The sequence below is a fragment of the Megamonas sp. genome, from assembly GCF_986095205.1.
Map to the genome: position 1 here is coordinate 1 of NZ_CFQVBI010000070.1, position 17,762 is coordinate 17,762.

A 17,762-nucleotide genomic window follows, 5' to 3' on the forward strand; every position below is an offset into this window, starting at 1 on the left:
ACATCTGCATCTTTAGCAGCTTCGTTCAAACAGAACATGTCTGAAGGAAACGATAGTGCCTTTACCCTTATTTGCTTAAGTAGTCTGGAGTGTTTGGCTTTAGACCAAACCCAGACGTCAAATATAAAATTTCTCATACTGCGATTAATGTACTTTAATTCTTAAATGTTAAGAATTACTAAGTGTAGAAGCAGTCCACTTTTGATTGGAGCCTTTGTTAAGGCTAAAGTGCTGTAAACCACCTTGATTTACATTTACGTATAATGTGAACAAATTAGCTTTTGGAATTCCGACTATTGTCACACTAGTACATGTTGGCGTACCATTAGATACTCCATAATACAGTAACTGAAATGGGACCATGTCTATCATATTAGACTTCACAATCTCCATTACAGCACTATCAGCACTGTTAACCGCTATATTACTACTTCTACCTGGATAAATCAAATCTTGTGTTGTTAAAACTAGGGTCTGAACCCCCCCCATAGACTTGAGTGCGTCATTCACTTGTTTAGTGGTAGGGCATTTGTTGTCTTCATTTTGAATTAAAGCCATGATTGTTATTATTTAATAATTCTACGTTTAATTTGCACACCTCTCTTAGCTATTAGCATAGTATTACTTCTTTTGTTGTTAGCATTACTAGCGAAGGTATTATGCAGTTTAGCTATCTCGTCATCACTAAGGGTATTAAACCCTGAAGGTATTTTAGCTCCCTTAGTTCTCATCTCCTGAATATCTGTACCTTTTAATTGCCTATTAGGGTCAATATAATAATTACCATTCGCATCTTTCATATTTACATTGGCTCCTCTAAATCCCCACGTGTCCGCATGTCTTTCATTAGGTTGGGAGCTGTACACTTGAGACTCTAATGGTGTAGAGGATTCATAATCCACTCTGTTATTAATACCAGGATTGGCCTTTAATATCTGCGGATTATTATCTCCAACCATGTGTCCAATACCTTCATGCCAAGACACATCGCTAAATCTTCCAGAGAATGGGAATGAAGGAGCATTGTATGTGTATTGCAATCCTGCTGGATATGCTGCTCCCTTATTTTGTCTCATAGCTACTTGGGCAGCTTGAGTCACATTACCAACCTTCCCTTTATATACATTTGGATTAGAATAGAACTTAGAAGGTTCTACATATTCTGCCCTGTTAATTTGGTCAGTAATGTTAGCAAGGTTAGATTCATTAACTTGAGATTGATACTTAGGCTGTTTAGCACGTTCTTTATACCATTCTATAGCAAAGTCTTTCATCCCTCTAGTTTGGGCTTGATATCTCTGGTCCTCTGGCAATTTATAATTCTCTTTAGGATTAGGTCTTGCTACAGCTCCCTGTTGTGCCCTAATAATCCCTCTTCCTTTAGTTGAGATTCTCATAATATCCATTTAAGCCAACCGTAGCTGAAAGTCTTCCTCTTATATTCTGGATGTTCAGCCGCGTATCTAGCTTCTCTTTCAAATGATATATTTCTATATGCTGTATGACCATTCTTATCAATGAATAGTCGTACAAACCACTCCAAAACATACCATAAATAGAAGAATACTATTCCCATTTCTAATATCTGTTTCGTGTGAGTCTTCTCATGTGTAACTGTAGCTTGACTCATTCTCTTTATATAATCCTCACTTCTAGTAAACATAATAGCACAAATATTCATAAATGAATATCCTTTTACCGGAAGTAACGGATTGATAAAGAATAGCAATCCTTTAGATTTGTCGTACTTAAATTTCATAGTTAATGCTTCCATTTAGCGGCATTTCTAGCGAAATTAGCTCTCTTCTTCTGTAACGGAGTCGCATTAGGATTGTTAAGTACAGACCTAGCATGTTCTTGAACACTCTGTCCAGCTTTCTTAGCTGATGCAGTAAATTTGCCGCGATTCTTCTTCTTAATATGAATCTTGCTTCCATTTTTATCTTTCCTTACTAACTTACTACCACATCTAAACATGGGAACCTCTTCTAGGTCCGCATCATCGAGTAACTCTTTCAGAGCCTCATTAATTCTTGATAATTCCTCTGCGTTAAATTCCATAATTAAATTACGTGTTAAATCACTTTTTTATTCACAAAGGTATTGCTAAATTTGCACATTATCAAACAAATCAGATGAATTAATGATTTAAGGTGTCAATGTAAATAAGTAATAAAGAAACTAAACTATTATTAATCTCTAACCTTTAAATCAGTAGATTAATGTTATTGGGCAAACTAAAAGAGGTGTACAGGTGGATTGACAGTTGGAGTTCTGGTGTTAAGACGATAGTCATTATAATGCTTGCATTCTTGATGGTAGAGCTTCATTTCTCTTCACACACTAAAGCTATTTTAGAAGATTATAGACAGGCAGCTGTTACGGAGAAGGTATTAGCTGAGAAATATACAGAGATGATTACTCCACAAGTTAACGGGCATATAGAGCATATTCTTATGGAAGATAAGGATGCGTCGAATGTCTTGTTATTGAATTACCATAATACCTTACAAAGTACACATGGTTTATCATATCGTTATTTAACAGCTCTTACAGAGAAGAGAAGAGGGTATGAAACTAAGGCAACTATTAAGATATGGAAAGAGTTGGAGTATATTAACTACGGTGATGAGCTTGGAAGGATTAATGACAACCAATTCATTAGAATGGACACTATTGAGAACTACTACAGAACATTCCCTAATTTAGTAGCTTTATTAGAAGAATCTGGAGCAAAGTCTGCTGCGATGTATCCGATTGCTGGAATTGATGGACTTATAGGAATGATTGTTGTTATTTATCCAGTTACTAAAGAGTACTATTTGGGGTACTATAACTCCGTTATTGCTCCGTGTATCCAACCTCTATCTACCTTATTAGATTATAACTCAATTAGGAAGAAATTTAAAATGAATTATGAAAGTAGACAAGAGGAACAAGGAAATATGTTACAACGATTCTTCCCATATGTATTGGAGTGAAATCGACAATACTATATACACTTCAGTAACAACAATGATACATGAGTTCTGTCAAAAGTTCGACAGTGATTTCTGGTCGCAGTACAAAGCATTACAGAAGCTATTAAGTGCTGAACAGTTTGCCATGGAGAAGAAGAGACTATTAGAAACTAAACGTTTTGATAAGAAGTACTTCTTAGACATGTATGATTTAAATGAGACGGAGTTTAATTCTGCACAACAGGATATACTGGATGAGTGGTCTAAAACTAATGCCGATTCCAAGGAAAGAGGTACAAAGATTCATAGTGATTTGGAACATCAATACTTAGGTAAGAGTTCATGCCAAATGAGAAGTTACGGTTTAGGCGGAACTTTTGAAGTTAATACTAATGAATCTTTAGAGAAGAATAACTTAGACCTACTAAGCATAGAAAGAGGAGTCTTCCCTGAATATATGATATATAGAAGGTCGGACGACAATAAGTTTAGGTTAGCAGGTCAAATTGACTTACTTATTAAGGACGGAAATGACATCTACATTGTTGATTACAAGACCAATAAAAGTATTGACGAGAAATCCTACTTTGATACCAGAACTAAGAAGAGTCAAATGATGAGGTATCCTATGAATAATTTAATGGATTGTAATAAGGTACATTATACCTTACAACTATCTACCTATGCATGGATGCTTCAGAAATTAAATCCTGATTTTGTTATTAAGAAGCTATTGCTTATACATTATGACCATAATGGTAACGTTACAGAACATGAGTTAGATTACCTTAAAGATGATGTAGAACGTATGTGTAAGCATTGGAAGAAGCAGTGTATACTTGAGGAAATCAAGGAGAAGAGAAAGCCTATAGAGTTCTAATGAGCTAGTTCATAATCATAGAGTATCTTTCAAACTGGGATTTGAGATATTAAAAGTAAAGTATAATTAAAGCTCATTAGAAATCTATGGGAATTACTAATATTGTAAATGGGCACTTGAACGAGTTACTGGGTAATAACGAAGAAATAGCTAAAGCTCGTATTAGAATATGTAAGAAATGTCCTATTATGAAGGATTCGTTTATGGGGTATGTATGTAGCAGTAAACTGTGGCTAAACCCTAAAACAGGAGATATATCAACAGAACGTAAAGATGGTTATAAACGCGGATGCGGGTGTAGACTTAATGCTAAAGTTAGAGATATTAAGTCTTCATGTCCAGCATGTAAATGGTAAATGATTTAAATTATGAGTAATAACGGAACAATGGATGTAATGTTTGGGGGTAAAGGATTAAGCTTTGCCGGTGCAGATGGGTTTAAAGATTTAAAGAAAGAAGCTGCTGTGGAAGCACATAATAAAGCAGTAGATACTTACACTAAAGCACTTAATAAGAACATTAAAGATGAATTGGAGAAAGCGGAGGAAGTAACAGAGAAGATGAATAGTATGGAAATTATGCCTATTAATTCATACGTATTAGTTAGACCTTATGCTAAGAATCCGTATCAAAAGATAGAAGTGACTAAAGGCGGACTTATTATACCAGAATATGACGGAGCATTTAAGAATCCAGACACTGGAGAGAAAGATACAGAGTATCAACTTTCAGTTGTAGCTAATGTTATAGAAGTAAGTCCTTTGTGTAAGTTTATTAAACCGGGAGACGATATATATTATAGACGTTCTTCTGGAGTACCTGTTCCGTTCTTCAGACAAGGATTTGAAGTTGTAGCTGAACAGCAAGTACAGGTGGTTATTAATGAAGGTTTAAAAGAACGATTTAAGAGTATAGAATAATGGAAGAGAAAGTGTTTTATCAACCAGGAGATGTAGTAACATTAAGACAAGACATCCCATATAAACCTCAGATGATTGTAGTTAAGAAAGAGACGATGACGTTTAGACCATCTAAGGATGAGAAGAAAGATGAGTATTTCAAAGGTATTAGATGTAGATGGTTCTCTACAAGAGGAGAGCTACAAGAAGCTATCTTTAATACTAAAGACTTAATTAAATTATAATGGCAACTAAGTTTCAACAAGGTGGGCAGGATGACCAAGAGTTGTTCTCTGCCTACCTTATTAAGTTATTTAAGCCTAAGTCTCAGCAGGAGTTTGAGGATACTATATCCAAACTCTCAGAGAGGGAAATTAATGAAATCTATAAACAATACAAGAGTATGGAGAATAATCAAACTATCATGGCTAAGATGGGAGCCAAAATTAACTACATTAGCAGATTGCAAGGTAAGTGTCCAGAAGGTTACGAGGTGGAGAGATTCATGGCTGGAGGATGTGTTAAGTGTAGAAGGAAAGCAATGGCTGAAGGCAGTAAAGCTATGGATGTATTCAAAGATAAATGTGGAGGTAAAGCCAAGAGACGTATTAAGAAGAACGAGAATGGTGATAAAATAGCAGTTAACAAGACTGATACCGTACACACTAGCAAGGGAATATATAATGTTAGTAACAAGAAGCTCCCTTATAAGAAGATGTCCAAAGCAGATTACAAAGGACTACCTTTAAAGGACAAAATGAAAGTTGACATGAAAGACCAGGCTAACGGCAGGGGTGCTAGTGGAGCAGGCGCAACCAGAGGTAGTAATATAGGTAAAAAGTTAAACGGTGGCACTATTACTTCGTTCAAGTGCGGAGGAATGGCTAAGAAGAGAATTAAGAAGAATATGGGTGGAACTGTTAGTAATAAATGGAGTATTCCTAGTAAAGCTAGCGGTGATGCTATTAAACACATTAAAGGCGGACCAGGCTCGGCAGATAGTACTAGAGAAATGAAATTTAATGGGTTTCAGAGGAAAGCACTAGCTGGTAAGCCTTATAAAAGCAAATAAATATGAAAGTATTCCTATTTGATAATGGTACTAATTCGGTGATTGTGAATGAGCCAGAGGTTCTTCTTATTAAGGAGTTCGCAGCTCTATGGACTAATGAAAGGAATAAGACCAAAGAAGACCCTACGGGAGTTTGCAAATCAAGAGCTTATAGAGAGCTTGTTTACATATGGCTAATGTTAGATTGGGCATCTCCATACTCTGATTATACAGAACAAGAAAGACATCAATCATGTCTTCAGGATGCTAATTTAAGTGAAGAGGAATGGGCAGACCCAATCTTCAGAGCCGCATGTAGGAAGTACAGAGATATTCAAAACGAATCTAGAGCACTTAAACTCATTAAGTCTGCTCAAAGTGTAGTTGATAGAATTACTGATTACTTTGACACCATAGATTTATCTGAAAGAGACCCAGTTACTAATAGACCTGTTTGGAAAGTGGCTGATGTAATGAAAGAAATGCAATCAGTTTCTAAGGTTATAGAAGAACTTAAAACTCTTGAGTATATGTACAAGAAAGAGCAAGAGGAAGAGACTGGTATCAGAGGTGAAGGTAAGAAAGGACATTTAGATTAGTTATGGCTGGACGTGGCAGACCTAAGAAGAAAGTCGAAATTCCAGAAACAGTTCAAGAGTTAATACAGAGAGTAGAACCAGAGTTAATAGAAGCTGTTCAACATACGAATCCTGTCATAGAGGACAATTCAGTTAAAACATCTAATGTTGAATGGGATGTATCATTAGATACCGAGATTAAGCATTTCGACCCTACTCTATCTTATGAGCTGACTGGATATCGACCAGTGGATGAAGAAAGAGGATTGGATTTTAATCCAGAGTGGTTCACTGAAGCTAGACAGATTAAACTAAGAAACGGTAAATACTGTGCTTATCCGGAGGGAACAAAGAAGTATAATGACTTTTGGGACGAAGAGGTTAGAAGATGTAATCGAGGATATGAATCACATGGGTATAGAATCACAGGTGATAATTACTTCTTCCTTAATTATTATAGGTTGAAAAATACTGATGTGTCTCAAGCTGGTGCTGGTCGTGAAACTACATTCCCTTCATTCTTTAGTAAGCAGTATGAGTACTTTCATTACATAGAAATGTGTGAGAAGTTGAAGAAGGATGTGTGCGCCCTTAAAGCTCGTGGAGTCGGTTGACACAATAAACTAAAGCCGACTATAAATTCCGCAAAATCGGTGAAGACTAACGTGATTAATCACTTATTAAATTTAATATTATGACTAAGAAGGAACAATTAAAATTTATTGAGGATAACTATCCCTTATACAACAATCATATATCTAACAGAAGAATAAGACATACATTCTTCGATACAATCGAAACTGAACTACAAGCTTATCTGCTTGGATTTTATGCTGCTGATGGCAGTATTGATGAGAAACGCAAAACCTTAAGAGTTCATTTACAGTCTGGAGATTCTGAAATAGTGTACCTATTTAAAGATAGTATAAGTCCAGACGCTAGAACGTTTGCTGTAGCACCACATATTGTAACTGGAAGAAACGGTATGAAAGTAAATGCCCATGCATCATTTGGAGTTGACATTACTAGTTCCAAATTATGTAATGCCTTAGTAGACTTAGGGATAGGATATAATAAAAGCGTAGCAGAACTCAAAATTCCAAGCATTCCTGAGGACCTTGTGAAACATTTCATCAGAGGTTATTTTGATGGAGATGGGTGTATTACTGGATGGTTAGCTACAGAGAAGGGTAAAGCTGACAGAGTTAGATATAAGTTTGATATATGTAGTAAAACGATTACTATGTTGTCTGATATACAGAAGGTTCTTTCTAAGAATGATATCAATGTAAATATTAATTATCTTAAACGTGATGATATGTATAGGATATCTACTTCATCTAAAAGCGAAGTGAGTAAACTATATCATTATCTATATAATGATGCTAATTTCTATTTATCAAGAAAGTTTAATAAGTTTAGTTACTATGTTAATACCGAGGTAAGTCAGCTCATCGCTGACCACCGTAACGCGCAGGAGGTGAACGTTAATGAGAGTAATAATCCTCCCACGAGTGCGGAACATTCTGTAAAAGAATGAATATGTGCGCTGACCTTATAGGAAACTATAAGAAGTATAGGATAAAAAGCCTATACGGTAACAAAGTGTTTAGTGAAATTGCAGCATCTTTAGGAGTTAGGTTATATACAACTGTTAGAGGTTCGCATACAGTATATGTAGCATTTACCGAGAAATTCGTTAGTGACGTACTTCGTAAATGCTGGGAGCAACTTGAGTATTTAAATGCTGATACAGAAGGCGGCATGAGACACCTAAGACAGAAATATAATTCTGATATGCATAAGAGAGCTTCTCTTCTTACTAAAGACAGAGAAGAATTTGGATTCATGTCAGACATTATTGGCTTCGTAGTAGATGTTCCTCGTAAGCTACGTGGAGACCGTGTGGATAGATTGTTCTTTGAAGAATCTGGTTCTAATCCAATCCTAGTAAAGACTTACTTACAGAGTACAGCTCTTGTAGAAATTCTAGGTAATAAATTCGGAACCAGATTTGTATGGGGAACAGGTGGAGACCAGGGACCTGCACTTGACGGACTTAGTAAGATGTTTTATAATCCAGCTGGTTATAATTTCTTACCTTATAAACACAATCATACTAAAGACGGTTCTTACGCTTTTACTTCATTCTTCATACCTGCCTATACATTTGTAGCAGCAAATGGATATGTAGACGATAGAGGAGTTACTAATACTGCGAAGGCTAAGAAGTTCTATTTAGACCAAAGAGAAGCTCTACTAGCTAACCCGAAGGAGCATTTAATTGCATGTGCAGAGTTCTGTTTTACTCCTGACGATGCCTTGGCTCTAGAAGGAGATAACCAGTTTAATACTGTATTGTTAAGTGAGCAACTTGCTAATATCAAACTACATAAACTGGGACCACATATTGATGTAGGTCAGTTAGAGTATAATTTTACTAACAACCAGCACACAGAGGAAGCAATTGATAGTGTAAGATTTGTTAGTAACCCCAAAGGTAAAGTTAAGATACTTGAACATCCGATTAAAGGAGAGCATGGAGCTGTGCCTAGAAATTTATACGTTGCTGGTATTGACGGTATTGATATGGGTGGTGAAGACACTTCTGATAAGACTCAAGACCCTTCTGATTTCTGTGTAGTAGTTAAAAAGAGAGCTTATGGGTTAGATGAACCTAAAATAGTGTGCTATTATAGGGACAGACCTAAGACTTTACGTGAAGCACATATGACATGTCTTAAGATATTGCAGTATTACGATTGCCAAGCAGTTCTTGAATCTACTAGAATGTCTACTCTGCAATTCTTTAGAGAGAAACATAAAGAGAATAGACATTTGATGAGAAGACCTAGAGCTACTCAATCTGACATACAAGGAGGTCGTAGTAAACAATTCGGAGCTCCTGCTACTGAAGTAGTAATTAGGCATCAATTAGATTTAATAGCTCAACATATAGAAGATTATTGTCATAATATATGGTTTGAAGAAATTCTAGAAGAAGCAATTAAATACAGTTATGAGAATAAACGTAAGTTTGATATTATAGCTGCATGGGGTATGTGCGAACTAGGAGACGAGGAATTAATGGGGGTAGTTCCTAAAGAAATGGACAGTCCTAATAACAAACTAAGACCTTTCGGTTATTGGGTTGACGAAAGAGGAATTAGACATAAAGGAGTTATTCCAGAGAAGCAACAGATAGTACCTAAGTTTAATTTATGGCCTACACAATACGATGACCCTACAAGAATTAGAAGTAGCAATCAGAGATTTATTCAAACAGATTTATCATAAAGAATATGTGGCTAAATTAAAGCTAGAAGAGCTACAAACTGCCGAGGGGACACATAGAGGTTATAAGTTAACACTTGGCATGAATAATATAGACAAGCCACTTATTATATCGTTTGAAGGTGGTGAAGTAGCATATCTTAAATTTCTTAGACAGGAATTAAGAGATAGAAGATTAGGCGACACACATTATTTCCTAGGATATAAACAATATAACGGATTAGAGAGTTGTAATGAGTGCACAGAACAGGAGTGATGAGTACTTAATGGAGCATATTGATAAGGCAGTATCAGAATTAGTATTTCCTAAGTACAAATTACAGAAAGCATATAATTATTATAATGGATATAGAGATGCCGAACAATATAGGTATCTAGAAGAGAATTTCGGAATAGGCAATCCTACTTCTATAGAATTCACTCCTCTTATCAGGAAGCATGTTGATGCTTTACTTGGAGAATACCTAGGTACTCCATTACTGCCTAAAGTGTCATGCAAGGATAAAGAAACTATATCTAAGATATCTAGAGATAAGGAATTACAAATTAATAAAGAAGTATATCAATACTTACAACAACATCTTAACAATCAGATACTAGCGTTCTTAGGAGGACAAGAAGTAACTGATAAGGCTGTAGAGGCTCAACTTAATAAGTTAGTAGAAGATATTAATAATAGCTTTGTTAGCGAGTATGAAATAGCTGCACAGAATGTTGTTGAGTATATAATCCAATCTAGAGATATTAACTTACTTACTAAGTTAAAGAACCTGTTACTTGACTTACTAGTAACTGGCATGAGCTTTTACCAGGTTCATCCTAGTAGGAAGAGAACTAATATAGAAATAGAGGTATTAGACCCACGTAATGTATTCGTTGATAGAAATCCAGAATCTGTATATGTTAGAGATAGCTACAGAGTAGTTATTAGACGTTGGTTAACTAAGCAACAAATACTTAATAAATATGGTCCTCAACTAGATACAAGTAGTATCAATGAATTAGAGGAGATGTTTGAGGGATATTACGATAGTAGTTATATATATGTACGCGCCATGAGCAATCAAGCTACTGGAGCTCCTATTACAGACGGACTCGAGGCGGGTAAAGAAGTAATACCTGGATTCCCTACCGACTACTATGAGACTTACAATTATAAGTTAATACCTGTGTTTGAAGTTGAGTGGATTGATGTTGATAAAGAAGGAGAAGATTATGTAGAGAATAGATATGAAGGAGTTAAAATCGGAGAATCTATTTACATTCTTACTGGTAAGTCTCCTGATGTAGTTAGAACTAAAGATAATCCTACACACTGTGGATTGTCAGTTAATGGTTTGTTCTTTGTAAACAGAAGTAACGAACCATATTCACTTGTGCTTGCATGTTCACATCTTCAAGACAAGTATGATTTGATTACTTTCTTTAGGGACAATGTAATTGCTAATAGTGGTACTAGTGGAGACTGGATTGACTTTAGTATGCTACCTATGGCTCTTGGTGATGATTTGACTGAAAGATTGCAGAAATTCATTGCCTATAAGAAGACTGGTGTGGCTCCTATTGATACTTCACAAGAAGGTAGGGCATTTAACAACAATACTTCTTTTGCTGGATTCGATGACTTATTAAAAGCTGATACTATTCAGGCATTTAATATGGCGTTGCAGATGTTAGAAGAGCAGACATCATCTATTACTGGAGTGTTTAGAGAGAGATTAAATGGAATAGAAACCAGGGATGCTGTTAGTAATGTTAAGGCAGGTATGAGAAATTCTTATATCATTACTAAATCTTACTATCAGCAAATGGATACTTTGGCAGAGGATATTCTGATTGATTCTCTTAATTGTGCTAAGAAGGTATGGAAACATAAACCACTTATTGGAACTTTAGTGCTAGGTGACAAACTACAGAAAGTATTTACTGCTCTCCCTGAACATTTTACTTTTACTGACTATGATATTCATGTAATAGCTAGTAGTAGAATTATGGAGGAAATGCAGAACATGCAACAATTAATGATTGAGTTCATCAAGAGTGGTCAACTAGACCCAGACATAGCTATGGAGTGCATGACTGCCAGAAGTATGACTGAACTTAAATCTAAATTGTCTAAGGCATTTCAAAAGAGAAGAGAAGAAACTCAGAACACTGCACAGATGCAACAACAGAACGAAGAGCTACAGAAGCAACTTCAAAAGGCGGAACAAGAGAAAGAGCAGCTTAATAATAAGATTGCATCTCTTAATGAAGCTAAGATTGCTATTGATAGGCAGAAGGTTGAATATGACTATGAGATTGGCCTTATTAAGGCTAACGCTGATAGAGATTATAAGCAGAGTACTTCTGACAATGACACCAAAAGAACAGATATTGAGATAGCCCAATTGTACGATGGGAATCAGCAGAATAACGAAGTGAAGAACGTATAATGGAATTAAAAATTAAAGTTTGCACTAACGATAGCTGTAAGGTAATCATACTTGACGATACTGGTACAGGAGAGAATGGCTATTTGCCTGAATCTTCTTCAGTCATCGTCAAGAACAGATTCAAGTACTCTGACACTGTATCTATTGATGTCTTACAACATAATAAGGCAGATGGGCCTGAAATACAACTTCCTGTTTACACTTTACATGATGACGGTAATAAGTCAGTAACTATGCCAGTAGGGTTTGATGGGTGGTTTAATGTATATCATATAGTTCTGCCGACTAAAGATTGGTTTGATAGAGAGATGGGTAAAACGGCTGGTTCAGCTGTAACTATGTATGCCACTGTGTACTATTCGGACGGCATCTACATCTATAAGTATTTTAATGGCACATCTACGACCGTAACTGTAGATGAGATAGTAGAGAGGAACGTAGAAGATACTACAATTTCTAGGACATATAATAATTACGTGTCTATTTGTTTTCTTAAGAAATGTTATATATCTTTGTGCCAGCAAATATTTAATAGCAGAGGTTTCAGTAAATGTTGGAGTAAGAATGCTGTAGCGGCCGAATTATCCTACAAGAGAGATTTAGTCTGGATGGCTATTAATGTAATCAAATATATGGTTCAATCTAATCAGTTAGCTGAAGCTGAACGAATCATAGAACAAATAGGAGGTTGTAATGGCTTGTGTAAATCAGAATACAGCAAATGGCCAGAGCAAGGCTGTGGATGCTCTCAAAGATAAGGTGATTTGTGAATACAAAGAACTGCTTAAGTATTTAGAACGGGGGCATAGATATGACTACCAACTAATTCTCGAAGAGATAAGTCTCATCGAATTGCTAGAAGAGAATGAAGTTAATAGGTCTGAATTTGTAGAACAATTTTATCTTAATAATAAATGGCAGATAACTCTATTTTAACACCAGGTGGTTCTGGAAATGAATGTATCAATCCTGTTAACGAACAAATTGATACTTCACAATTTCTGAAAGTAGATTACCGCTTAGGGGAGTTTGAGAGTGAGTCAGATAAACAAATTGCTAGAATTAATCTTGGAGCTGCTGGCATTAATGATGTCTATGATAAGACTTCAGCAGATTTAAAGACATTAGAGGCAGTTAAGACCTCAATGGATACTCACCTAGCTACTGAAGACCCACATAATATAATTCCTACTATAGAAAGTAAACTGGAGGGTTTTGTTAAAGAGGATGGAACCACACCATTCTTAGCACCTCAAACAGGTGTTGACCCGTTGACAGACTTTCATTTAACAACCAAGAGATTCGTGACTGCTTTAATGGACAGTCATTTAGCTAAAACAGACCCACATAATATAATTCCTCTTGTAGAGGAAATACTTAAAGTATATGTAACTACTGACCAGATTTATAGGAAGGTAGAGTTATATACTAGAGAACAAGTTGACGACTTAATCAAGAATTTCGTTAGACGTGACGGAACTACTGCATTTTTAAAACCACAGTTAGGAGTTACTCCAGTAGCTGATGGGCATCTATCTACTAAGAAATATGTAGATGATGTAATGTTTAAACATTTAGTTGATGCAGACCCTCACGGATTTGTAACGTTACTTAATCAGAGACTAAACAACTATTTCAGGAAGACTGAAACTTACTCTAGAGCAGAGACTTATTCAAGAGCTCAAATCGATGCAATTATTAATCACTTGGTAATTGATGCGGCTAGAGGGGCTATTGAGGAACATATCAATCAATATGACCCTCATGGAACTCTTAAAGAAATCTATAGTAAGCATTACGTACCTCGTGATGGTTCAGTTCCATTTACTGCCCCACAGAAGGGAGTAGATGCTGTAGAAGATGACGAATTAGTAACTAAGAGACAACTGGATGCTTCTATTGTAGAAGAGCCTGTTTGGATTACTAGTGGACCAGTTCAGACTACAGTAGGCTTCGTTGAAGATGAAACTGACCCAGGAAAGAAATTGAATCTTCAAGAGGTTATGGATGCAATCTTCTACGGTAAATCTGTAGATGTTAAAGCTCCTGCGTATGCTTTACTAGGTTCTATAGTAGACGTTGAACTATTCGTTAGAGGTTCTACTGGAGTGATATCTTATGCTGAATTATGGCAGAACGATGAGCTTATTGGAACATATACTAAGGATGATTTCGAACTAGGACAGTTGACTGTAAAGAGTTTACCTATTAACGAAGAAACTACTTTCACATTTAAAGTGTTCTATCCTAATGGTACATATCTGGAAGCTAGTTGTACTACTAAAGTAGCATATGATATATTTGTAGGAATCTTACCTAAATGGTATGCAGCCTCTAATGTTAATTATGATTACTTACTTCAGCTAGTTCAATCAGACCCAGAGAACAATAGCACTGACAGTTCTGGTGATTTAGTATCAGAAATCAAACACAAATATAATTTCTCAAGTCCTAAAGAGCTTAAGCAAATATTTGTAGCAATGCCTAAGGAATATCCAGACTTAGTTCAAATGACAACGCCTTCTCAACAGTTTGGTCTTGAATCGTTTGACATTATTAGCGATATCCCATTTGAAATTCCTGGATTGTCAAATAGTAAAATATATAAGATATATATATTCAAGGAGTCTCTAGTAACTCTCAACTTGGAGGTAACATTTAAGTTTGACCCAGCTAACATTTAATAAGTATGAGAGCATATAGTGAAATTATAGCAAGTTTTAGAAGAGGTGGTCCGTTCCCTATAGAAGCTGACTATATCTTCGAAACTGAAGCGAAACTGAAAGAATTTTATTCATCTCCTGAAGAGAATGCTATTTTACACAAGGGATTGTTAAAGGTAGTTGAAAATGACGGAGATGGTAATCAAGCACTATATTGGGTCACTAGAAAGGAGACTAACGATGAGTTAGAGTTTACTAAACTTATTACTTCTAAGAGTGATGAAACTATAGCTGACTTGATAACTAGATTAGAGCAGGAAATTAAAGATAGAAAGACAGCAGACGATGCTATCTGGGGAAGTGTTGACCATACTAGTGTACCAGAGGACTTAAACAGTCTGAAGGACATTGCAGAGGAAATTACTAAAATTAGAGAGCATCTAGGTAATCTAGACAGCACTGATGAGGAATTACAGAGTAATATTGATAAGGTACAAGCCGAACTCGATAAGACACAAGAAGGAGTAGGTTTGGGAGAAGACGGAGCTTATGTTCCTGATACTGAAACTACTTACCTTAAAGACTCTACATCTGTAATGGATTCTCTGCGCAAGCTAGACGAATTAGTGAATCATGCTATTCACTTTAACTGGGTCACACTAGAAGATACTCCAAGCATTGAATTAGATATTGATAGACAGATTACTGGAACTACAATATCTGGTAATGTTAAGGTATCTACTGATAGTGGTAACGGAATTACCATAAAGAATGACGGTCTATTCTATAAACTAACTACTGAATATTTAGACGGACTCTTAACTATTAAGGTTAACGATAATGTTATAGGACAACATCAAATTGGTTTGTCAGCTATCGTAGAGGATGCTAAGTATGACCCAGATACGGAAGAGCTAGTTATAGTATTTAAACTTCTAACTGGTGATAAGCAAGTAGTTAGGATTCCAGTTGGAACTCTTATTAGAGAATGGGAAGTTGATAACTCTATTCCTGATAAGGTAGTAGAATTGGAGAAAGTGTTATCATTAGGAACTGGCACTGATAAGCTTTCTGCTGACGTTAGGTTGTATACAGCTAAAGATAACATCTTAGTAAAAGAAGGAAATGCTCTGTATGTTAAAGGTACTTCCGATAACATTACACATGATTCTAAAGCCTTGGATGTTGTTATTAGTGAATTACAAAGTGATATTGATAGCCACCTTAAAGATTTCAACAATCCACATAGAGTCACTCCAGCACAGATTGGAGCCATTTCTTTGCCCGAAGTTGAAATTCTACTAAAGTCTAAAGCAGATTTAGTAAGTGGAAAGGTTCCTAAAGAACAACTTCCAGATGATATAGGTGGTGAAGTAACTTGGATTGACGTAGAAGGTGATGAAAAAACAGTATCCTAATAGGCCCGCTAATATGAGCCAGTTGGACTATTTGTGGACAACATATGGCCCATATACGGTGTCGGACTCAATAGACGTTGAAGACTCTATTCCTTCTTCTAAAGCTATCAAAGATGCTATTGCTACCCAGGTAACTGGTATAGTAGAACTCGATACTCAAGAAGAAGGTAATAAGGTTAGAGTTATAGGTAAAGGAGGAAGTGGTGAGGAAATATCATCAATCCTTCTTGATAAAGATACTAAGATAGTTTCGTTTGAAAGACATCTTATAACACAAGAAGATATAGATAACGGATTCGGTAATGCACTGAATGAGGAATGGCTGATACTTACTGCTTCTAATGGAGATAGATTTGAAGTGTCTCTGGAAGACTTTGTAGTTAAAGGACAAATAACTAATACTATTATTACCCAGACTAAGAATGGTAATATTGCATCAGAGTTAAGGATTAATAATCCAATTACTAATAGGTCTGTAGATTTATTAACTTCAAACTTTGGAGTTAGGGCAGACTTAGTAGTTGATACTGATGCTGATTCTAACATAGTTATTACTAAGGGTGATAAAGGAGTTGTTTGTAAATTTAGTTGGGAAGGTACAGAATACCCAGTAAGAATTAAAGCCGTAGATACTTACGATGAGTATTTACTACAGACTTTGGAACCTAATACCATTTACTTCATAAAGGATATTAAGTCTATTTACCTTAATGGAGTTAAATATGCCTCTGAAGGTGGTGGAGGTTTAGACCCTGACTTATATTATACTAAATCAGAAACTGACGCTCTTATATCTAATATCGAAAGTGATTTAGACAATAAAGTTAGTTTGGTTGATGGTAATATAGTATTAGAGGAAGGTCAAGGAATTGTGGTTAATCGTAGAGACGGTGTTCAGAATTTAATATCATCTGACAATTCCGGAGGGTTTAAACTTGGTAATGTTAATTCTTATCTGGAGATATACACTAATACAAGACCAGCCGTTGTAGTAGGGGAAGACACTGATTCACTTGCATTAATGTCAGACTTGACTTCTTATACTTGGAATGAAGTAACTACTGCTAAAGCTACCAGACTCGCTGATTTACCAGAGAGTTATCCAGTAGGAACTTTAACAGTTAAGCATTCTGAAGGAGAAGTTAGTTACGACGGTTCCGAAGATGTATCTATTGACTTAACACATATACAACAATCAATTAATACATTGAAAGATACTATGGAGTACTTACTATCTACTAAACAAGATAAGCTTGTTAGTGGAGTTAACATTAAGAAGATTAATGGTAAGTCAGTACTCGGTAATGGAGATATACTTATATCTTCTGATTCTACAGCTATTAGATATAAGGGGTCTGTAGCTACTCGTATGTATTTACCTTCTGCTCCAGAAGTAGGTGATATTTACAACGTTATTAATGACGGTGCTAACTATGCTTGGAATGGAGAAACTTGGGAAACATATGGAACTATAACTCCAACTGGAGTAGATTTGTATAAGAATGCCAGTGGTGAAATAACTGGCGGGGAGGTAAGATTCAGTGATAACACTGTGCTCCCTATTAACATATTTATTAAATAACA

19 protein-coding genes are annotated in these 17,762 nt (G+C 35.8%); 15 read left to right on the top strand and 4 right to left on the bottom strand.

Translation table 11 applies throughout. The annotated features are described in order from the left end of the window. Nucleotides 1-168: 168 nt before the first annotated feature. The 4 genes from AC5LAX_RS09970 to AC5LAX_RS09985 all read right to left on the bottom strand — a co-directional run bounded on the left by AC5LAX_RS09970 (nt 169) and on the right by AC5LAX_RS09985 (nt 2,061). A complete protein-coding gene (locus tag AC5LAX_RS09970; RefSeq protein ID WP_493263822.1) occupies nt 169-489 on the bottom strand; it encodes a hypothetical protein in 321 nt (106 codons plus the stop codon). Between the two features lie 77 nt (nt 490-566). Continuing rightward, nucleotides 567-1,406: a hypothetical protein gene (locus AC5LAX_RS09975; protein WP_493263823.1), complete on the bottom strand. Its 840-nt coding sequence runs from the start codon at nt 1,404-1,406 to the stop codon at nt 567-569. Next, on the bottom strand, nt 1,394-1,759 hold the full coding sequence (locus AC5LAX_RS09980) for a hypothetical protein (protein ID WP_493263824.1): 366 nt from the start codon (nt 1,757-1,759) through the stop codon (nt 1,394-1,396). The genes AC5LAX_RS09975 and AC5LAX_RS09980 overlap by 13 nt, the downstream gene beginning before the upstream one ends. 2 nt (nt 1,760-1,761) lie before the next feature. After that, a complete protein-coding gene (locus AC5LAX_RS09985) occupies nt 1,762-2,061 on the bottom strand; it encodes a hypothetical protein (protein WP_493263825.1) in 300 nt (99 codons plus the stop codon). Between the two features lie 161 nt (nt 2,062-2,222). On the opposite strand from AC5LAX_RS09985, the gene AC5LAX_RS09990 reads away from it, so the two are divergent. From AC5LAX_RS09990 to AC5LAX_RS10060, 15 genes are all read left to right on the top strand, one after another. Continuing rightward, entirely contained in the window at nt 2,223-2,981 is a 759-nt protein-coding gene (locus AC5LAX_RS09990; protein ID WP_493263826.1) for a hypothetical protein, read from the top strand. After that, entirely contained in the window at nt 2,917-3,840 is a 924-nt protein-coding gene (locus AC5LAX_RS09995) for a PD-(D/E)XK nuclease family protein (RefSeq protein WP_493263827.1), read from the top strand. The genes AC5LAX_RS09990 and AC5LAX_RS09995 overlap by 65 nt, the downstream gene beginning before the upstream one ends. Nucleotides 3,841-3,956: 116 nt before the next feature. Beyond that, the gene (locus tag AC5LAX_RS10000; RefSeq protein WP_493263828.1) at nt 3,957-4,196 is read left to right on the top strand and encodes a hypothetical protein; all 240 of its coding nucleotides are present in this window, start codon (nt 3,957-3,959) and stop codon (nt 4,194-4,196) included. A gap of 39 nt (nt 4,197-4,235) precedes the next feature. Beyond that, the gene (locus AC5LAX_RS10005; RefSeq protein ID WP_493263829.1) at nt 4,236-4,760 is read left to right on the top strand and encodes a hypothetical protein; all 525 of its coding nucleotides are present in this window, start codon (nt 4,236-4,238) and stop codon (nt 4,758-4,760) included. After that, complete coding sequence (locus AC5LAX_RS10010; RefSeq protein WP_493263830.1) at nt 4,760-4,984, top strand: YodC family protein; 225 nt, start codon at nt 4,760-4,762, stop codon at nt 4,982-4,984. The genes AC5LAX_RS10005 and AC5LAX_RS10010 overlap by 1 nt, the downstream gene beginning before the upstream one ends. Beyond that, the gene (locus tag AC5LAX_RS10015; RefSeq protein WP_493263831.1) at nt 4,984-5,811 is read left to right on the top strand and encodes a hypothetical protein; all 828 of its coding nucleotides are present in this window, start codon (nt 4,984-4,986) and stop codon (nt 5,809-5,811) included. The genes AC5LAX_RS10010 and AC5LAX_RS10015 overlap by 1 nt, the downstream gene beginning before the upstream one ends. 2 nt (nt 5,812-5,813) lie before the next feature. Beyond that, the gene (locus AC5LAX_RS10020; RefSeq protein WP_493263832.1) at nt 5,814-6,389 is read left to right on the top strand and encodes a hypothetical protein; all 576 of its coding nucleotides are present in this window, start codon (nt 5,814-5,816) and stop codon (nt 6,387-6,389) included. A gap of 2 nt (nt 6,390-6,391) precedes the next feature. After that, nucleotides 6,392-6,982 carry a hypothetical protein gene (locus AC5LAX_RS10025; RefSeq protein ID WP_493263833.1) on the top strand — a complete coding sequence of 197 codons (591 nt, stop codon included), beginning with the start codon at nt 6,392-6,394 and terminating at the stop codon, nt 6,980-6,982. 80 nt (nt 6,983-7,062) lie between these two features. Beyond that, nucleotides 7,063-7,908 carry an LAGLIDADG family homing endonuclease gene (locus tag AC5LAX_RS10030; RefSeq protein WP_493263834.1) on the top strand — a complete coding sequence of 282 codons (846 nt, stop codon included), beginning with the start codon at nt 7,063-7,065 and terminating at the stop codon, nt 7,906-7,908. Nucleotides 7,909-7,973: 65 nt separating this feature from the next. After that, nucleotides 7,974-9,665 (top strand): hypothetical protein, encoded by a 1,692-nt coding sequence (locus AC5LAX_RS10035; protein ID WP_493263835.1) that lies wholly within the window; start codon nt 7,974-7,976, stop codon nt 9,663-9,665. Nucleotides 9,666-9,928: 263 nt separating this feature from the next. After that, nucleotides 9,929-12,097, top strand: a complete 2,169-nt coding sequence (locus AC5LAX_RS10040; protein WP_493263836.1) for a hypothetical protein — start codon at nt 9,929-9,931, stop codon at nt 12,095-12,097. Continuing rightward, nucleotides 12,097-12,855 (top strand): hypothetical protein, encoded by a 759-nt coding sequence (locus tag AC5LAX_RS10045; RefSeq protein WP_493263837.1) that lies wholly within the window; start codon nt 12,097-12,099, stop codon nt 12,853-12,855. The genes AC5LAX_RS10040 and AC5LAX_RS10045 overlap by 1 nt, the downstream gene beginning before the upstream one ends. A gap of 156 nt (nt 12,856-13,011) precedes the next feature. After that, the gene (locus AC5LAX_RS10050) at nt 13,012-14,781 is read left to right on the top strand and encodes a hypothetical protein (RefSeq protein ID WP_493263838.1); all 1,770 of its coding nucleotides are present in this window, start codon (nt 13,012-13,014) and stop codon (nt 14,779-14,781) included. A 5-nt stretch (nt 14,782-14,786) separates the two neighbouring features. Further along, complete coding sequence (locus AC5LAX_RS10055; protein WP_493263839.1) at nt 14,787-16,178, top strand: hypothetical protein; 1,392 nt, start codon at nt 14,787-14,789, stop codon at nt 16,176-16,178. Beyond that, a complete protein-coding gene (locus AC5LAX_RS10060; protein ID WP_493263840.1) occupies nt 16,159-17,760 on the top strand; it encodes a hypothetical protein in 1,602 nt (533 codons plus the stop codon). The genes AC5LAX_RS10055 and AC5LAX_RS10060 overlap by 20 nt, the downstream gene beginning before the upstream one ends. The last annotated feature ends 2 nt before the right edge of the window (nt 17,761-17,762 follow it).